6 protein-coding genes are annotated in these 5,186 nt (G+C 55.6%); 4 read left to right on the forward strand and 2 right to left on the reverse strand.

Annotated features, from left to right (window positions below):
* A partial coding sequence (locus tag HP459_RS21105; RefSeq protein ID WP_301541004.1) for a trehalase family glycosidase occupies window positions 1-227 on the forward strand: 227 nt, incomplete at its 5' end.
* A gap of 72 nt (window positions 228-299) precedes the next feature.
* On the opposite strand, the gene HP459_RS21110 is transcribed toward HP459_RS21105, so the two are convergent.
* Window positions 300-2,402, reverse strand: coding sequence for a TonB-dependent siderophore receptor (locus HP459_RS21110; RefSeq protein WP_171936788.1), 2,103 nt, complete (start codon window positions 2,400-2,402; stop codon window positions 300-302).
* Between the two features lie 160 nt (window positions 2,403-2,562).
* Here HP459_RS21110 and HP459_RS21115 point away from each other — a divergent pair, with 160 nt between their 5' ends.
* Complete coding sequence (locus tag HP459_RS21115; protein ID WP_022648423.1) at window positions 2,563-3,294, forward strand: flagellar brake protein; 732 nt, start codon at window positions 2,563-2,565, stop codon at window positions 3,292-3,294.
* A 37-nt stretch (window positions 3,295-3,331) separates the two neighbouring features.
* On the opposite strand, the gene emtA is transcribed toward HP459_RS21115, so the two are convergent.
* Window positions 3,332-3,943 carry a membrane-bound lytic murein transglycosylase EmtA gene (gene emtA / locus HP459_RS21120; protein WP_022648424.1) on the reverse strand — a complete coding sequence of 204 codons (612 nt, stop codon included), beginning with the start codon at window positions 3,941-3,943 and terminating at the stop codon, window positions 3,332-3,334.
* 107 nt (window positions 3,944-4,050) lie between these two features.
* Between emtA and ldcA the strand changes: the two genes are divergently transcribed.
* Together ldcA and HP459_RS23600 are read left to right on the forward strand one after the other, a co-directional pair.
* Window positions 4,051-4,965 carry a muramoyltetrapeptide carboxypeptidase gene (gene ldcA / locus HP459_RS21125; RefSeq protein ID WP_023306464.1) on the forward strand — a complete coding sequence of 305 codons (915 nt, stop codon included), beginning with the start codon at window positions 4,051-4,053 and terminating at the stop codon, window positions 4,963-4,965.
* 97 nt (window positions 4,966-5,062) lie between these two features.
* Window positions 5,063-5,186 (forward strand): hypothetical protein (locus tag HP459_RS23600; protein WP_253939667.1); only part of this gene is annotated, 124 nt, incomplete at its 3' end.

Below are 5,186 nucleotides of genomic sequence, written 5' to 3' on the forward strand. Positions count from 1 at the left end.
CCTACGATCGCGAGAAGAAACTGGTTGAGAAGTACGATGTCTCTTCGACAGGTACCGGCGGTGGCGGCGGTGAGTATCCGTTGCAGGACGGTTTCGGCTGGAGTAACGGTGTGACGCTCAGGATGCTGGACATGGTCTGCCCGAAAGAGAAGCCGTGCGACAGCGTACCGGAGAATCAGCCTGCGGCAAACGATGATGTTGCACCTGCTAAACAGGCGGCGCAGTAGCGCCCTTCACCCTAACCCTCTCCCCAAAGGGGCGAGGGGACTGTTCAGTGCGGTAGCGCCACCGGGCTTTTTTCAGAAGCTGTAGCTCGCCCCGACCTGGAAGGTGCGGTCGCGGCCTATCCAGCAGTTGGTCGCGTCATAGCAGGTGAGCGTCTCTTTGTTGGTGACGTTCTGCGCGCTCGCTTTCAGCGTCAGCCCCTCCAGCGATGGCGCCAGTTCGCCCATGCGGTAAGATGCCGCCAGATCGTACTGCGTCGTACCGCCCAGCTTGCCTGCATCATTGGCTGGCGAGATCTCCATCGGCCCGGTGTAGCGTGCACCAGCCCCCAGCGTTAACCCTCTCAGCGGCGTGCTGTCAAAGGTGTAATCTCCCCACAGATTAAAGGCGTTCTCAGGGACCTGCGTCGGTCGTTTGCCCTGGTACTTGTCATCTTCGGTATTGATGGCGTGGGTGTAGGCATAATTAGCAATCAGCGTCAGGTTATCCGTTGGACGACTAATAGCGGAAAGCTCCGCGCCTTTCGATTCCACTTCCCCGGTCTGGCGGTAGTTGAGTAAGCCCGGATCGCTGGTCACCACATTTTTCTGACGAATGTTAAACACCGAGGCGGTGAAGGTAGTTGCATATTCCGCCAGCAGATATTTCACCCCACCCTCCACCTGCTTACTGGTGGTGGGCTTAACGTCTTTCGCGGTCAGCGTACCCTGCGGCGATACCGGTGCGAAGCCTTCCGAATAGCTGATAAACGGCGAGAGACCATTTTCGAAGGCATAAAGCGCCCCCAGTCGTTTGGTGAGGCGATCTTGCGATACCCAGGCTTTGTCACCGTTTTGCAGATAGTTGGTGGTGACGGAACGGTAGTCGTCAAAGCGCAGGCTGGCCAGCACGTTAAGCCCGCCAAACGCAATCTGATCCTGAAGGTAATAGCCATTCTGCTGATAGCCGAGACGGTTTTTCTGCGCTGTTTCAAGCCCCAGCGCATCGTTATCGATCTGCGAGTGATCCGGATTGCGCATATCGATACCCGGTGTGGACGAGGCGTAACGATAATGGAAGTGAGAGTTCAGCTTCTGGTAGTCAAAGCCCGCCAGCAGATGATGTTGCCAGTCCCCCAGCGCGACGGTTCGGGTAACCTGGTTATCAATGTTGAAGCTCTGCAAATCTTCATCCGTGGTATAGGCGAAGCGGTTAAGCTGGTAGACCTCGCTGCCCGTCCCGGTGGAATAGGCGCTGCGCTGGTGGGTATCCACGTCAAAGTAGCGCGCTTTCTGGTTAAAGCCCCAGCCACTGTCAAACTCATGCTCAAAGCTGTAGCCCATCATCCACTGGCGCTGTTTGAAGCCGCTCCACTCATCCCCGGCATAGTCACGACGATCGGCGTATTTAGACCGCAGATAGCTTAGCGGCATCGGATCAGACGGCGTCAGGCTCGGCGTATTTTGCGCCAGCGCGTCAATGGTCAGGCGCGTTTTGTCATCCGGCTGCCAGGTCACGGAGGGGGCCACCAGATAGTTTTCATACCGCGTGGTGTGCGCCTGTTCGTCACTTTCCGTCGCTTTGCCCAGCAGACGATAGTTCCAGTCGCTGTTCGCGATCTGCCCCGTGGAATCCAGGTACCCCTCTTTCAGATTGCGGTTTCCGGTATTAAAGCCCAGTTCCGTTTTCGCCTCTTTCTGCGGCTTTTTACTCTGAATATTGACCAGCCCGCCCGGGGAGCCGCCGCCATACAGCACGGATGACGGCCCCTTCAGGATATCGACGCTCTCAATCAGCAGCGGATCGATTCGCGCTTTGGTGTTCCCGGTGACGTTATAGGGAAGTTGCAGGCCGTTGTAGAACTCCTGATCAACGTTGAACCCGCGGATTTTGTACTCGCTCATGTAAGAGGTGCTCCCGCGCACCTCCGTGGAAACGCCCGGCGCATAGCGCAGGATCTCGTTTACCGAACTGGCGTGCCGCTGCTCAATCTCTTTAGCGGCGATGGTGTTGATCACCTGCGGCGTTTTACTTTCCGCGACGGCTGATTTCGTGGCGCTATTGGTCCAGGCAGGGAGCGCGCTGCCCTGCTCTGTACCGGTTACCACGATGGTGGGTTCTTCTGCGAAAGCCTGTGTCTGCAATGCCAGCGTAACGGCGCCTGCCAACGCGCATAACGCAAAACGTGAGGTGCTCATAGTGTCGTCTTATTATTAGATGATATTGGGAACGACAATTATTATCATTTTTATTACCGAATCAATATCAGCGGAGAAAAACAGATCGTTTGTATTAAGTTTCATGCCAGCGTGCCGATAACCCAGAGACAGTCTGTCATCTATCGAGGAGCCATCTGGCGTGAGTAGCTACAGTGAGCAGTTCCTGAAACAAAATCCGCTGGCTGTATTAGGGGTGTTACGCGACCTGAAAAAGGGCGAGGTGCCGCTGCGCATCAACTGGTCAACCAGCCAGTTTATCAGCAAGATCCTGGACGTGACGGCAGAACACCTGATCGTGGATCTGGGTAGCCAGAGCGATGAAAACCGTGCCGCGCTACAGGCAGAAAACCTCTCGGTGATGGCCGAAACGCAGGGGGCTAAAGTCGAGTTTATACTGCCTCGCCTGACCACGATCGTGTACCAGGGTTTGCCTGCGTTTATCACCCCCCTGCCCGCTAATCTCTGGTTCGTGCAGCGCCGCGAGTATTTTCGCATCAGCGCCCCGCTTCACCCGGCCTACTTCTGTAAGGCAAAAATGCCGGACAAAAAAGAGATCCGCTTTCGTCTCTTTGACCTGTCGCTGGGCGGCATGGGAGCGTTGATGGATATGCCGAAGCCGGAAGGGCTGGTGGAAGGTATGCGTTTTAGTCAGATCGAGCTGGATATGGGCGGATGGGGACGCTTCTGGTTTGACGCCCAGCTGATTGCCATCAGCGAGCGCAAGGTGGTGGACGGCAAAAACGAAACCATTACCACGCCGCGACTGAGTTTTCGCTTTCTGAATGTCGGGCCAGGCGCCGAGCGCGAACTACAGCGCATCATTTTTTCACTGGAGCGTGAAGCGCGGGAACGCGCGAATAAAGTGCGCTGAAAGGCGTCGGGCAGCGTGCTGCCGCCCGACAAAGACGTTACATGGCGTCCATTGCTTTCTGTACTTTCCAGATATAACGTGGAGCCTGTGCTGATGGATGATTCTTCACAACGTGTTCGAAGAATTCATCTTTATCCATATCGTTAATCTCTTCTATCGCCTCTTTGCGATCGGATGAGAAGGTTCGGAGCAGCGCGCCAGCTCCGTTAACGTACGACACCACCAGCGCATATTGCATCACTTCCGGATCGTCAATCCCCTTCAGAATGCCATGCTCCAGAATGCTCAGGTAAGCGGTTCCCATAGAGATATTACGTTCCGGGTTTTTCAGCTCGCTGGTGGATGGCTGTCCCTTCCAGCCCATGTAGCGATAGACCTCTCTTCCCGCCGTAGAGGCTTTTAACTGCATCAGCCCCACCGCATTCGATTTACTCACCAGCGTCGGGTTACCGCCGGACTCCACGGCGATGATCGCGGTGATCAGGCGCGGGCTCACGCCCCAGGCCTTCCCGGCTTGTTCGCTGATCGGCATCCACTGCATGGCCCGCTTTACCGGGACTTCAGGATTCCAGGGGGGATTTTTATAATCATGTTTTGAACTACAGCCAGCGAGCAACACAATCAAAAAAGCAAACCATCTCAATTTCACGTCATCTATCCTTATAGCCGGTCATCGCGGTACGTCGCCCCTTGAAGCAGGCGGCGTATAAGCGGCATGATATAGACAATTAGATTCTCATTCAGCAAGGAATTGCCATGCCTCAGTTTCATCTCATCGCACCGTCGGGCTACTGCATCAACCAGGAGGCGGCACAGCGGGGCGTTCAGCGCCTGCTGGAAATGGGCCATCAGGTAGAAAATCAGACAATTATCCCCCGCCGCATGCAGCGTTTTGCCGGTACGGAGGCGCAGAGACTGAGCGATATCAACAGCCTGGCGACGCTGGAAGGTGAAAACACTATTGTGCTGGCCGTGCGCGGCGGCTATGGCGCAAGCCGACTGCTGGAGAGCATCGACTGGGCCGGGCTGGCCGCACGCCAGCAGCAGGATCCGCTGTTAATCTGCGGACACAGCGATTTCACGGCGATCCAGCTCGGCCTGCTGGCGTTGCATAACGTCATTACCTTTAGCGGCCCGATGCTGGCCGGCAACTTTGGTGCGCCGGAGCTGGATGCGTTTACGCAGGACCATTTCTGGCGCGCCCTGCAAAACCCGACGTTTACCGTCGCGTGGCAAGGCAACGGACCGCACTGGGAATGTGAAGGGCAGCTGTGGGGCGGAAACCTCGCGATGCTGGTATCGCTGATTGGGACACCGTGGCTGCCGCAGATCGAGGACGGCATTCTGGTGCTGGAAGATATCAACGAACACCCGTTCCGCGTCGAACGCATGCTGTTACAGCTTTATCACGCCGGGATCCTGGATCGGCAGTCGGCCATTGTGCTGGGCAGTTTCAGCGGGTCAGCCCCCAACGATTACGACGCGGGCTACACGCTGGAGACGATGGTCGATTTCATTCGTTCCCGGCTGGATATTCCGGTGATCGCCGGTCTGAATTTCGGCCATGAGCAGCAAACCGTTACCTTGCCACTGGGTGCCCAGGCGCACCTTGCACACGGTAATTCAGGCAGTCGGTTAACAATCAGCGGTCATCCGGTCTTAAAGGCATAAAAAAGCCGTTATTCCCCCTCAATAAAACGCAGATACAGTTGTTAATATGTTAGGGTTTTAATAACAGCGTTCACATTGAGGTGGGAGTAAGACGACATTGAGTGCCACAGCGATAATCAGTCTTTTCATTCTGGGTTCCATCCTGGTAACCTTCAGCATTTTATTAAGTTCATTTTCATCGCGCCTTGGCATACCTATTCTTGTCATTTTCCTGGCTATCG

Origin of the sequence: Enterobacter sp. CM29, assembly GCF_013179605.1 — a bacterium.
Classification (GTDB): domain Bacteria; phylum Pseudomonadota; class Gammaproteobacteria; order Enterobacterales; family Enterobacteriaceae; genus Enterobacter; species Enterobacter intestinihominis.

What these genes read in the sequence shown, in the direction of transcription:
- ldcA (WP_023306464.1), top strand. Translation starts at nt 4,051, where the DNA reads ATGCCTCAGTTTCATCTCATCGCACCGTCGGGCTACTGCATCAACCAG.
- HP459_RS21110 (WP_171936788.1), bottom strand. Translation starts at nt 2,402, where the DNA reads ATGAGCACCTCACGTTTTGCGTTATGCGCGTTGGCAGGCGCCGTTACG.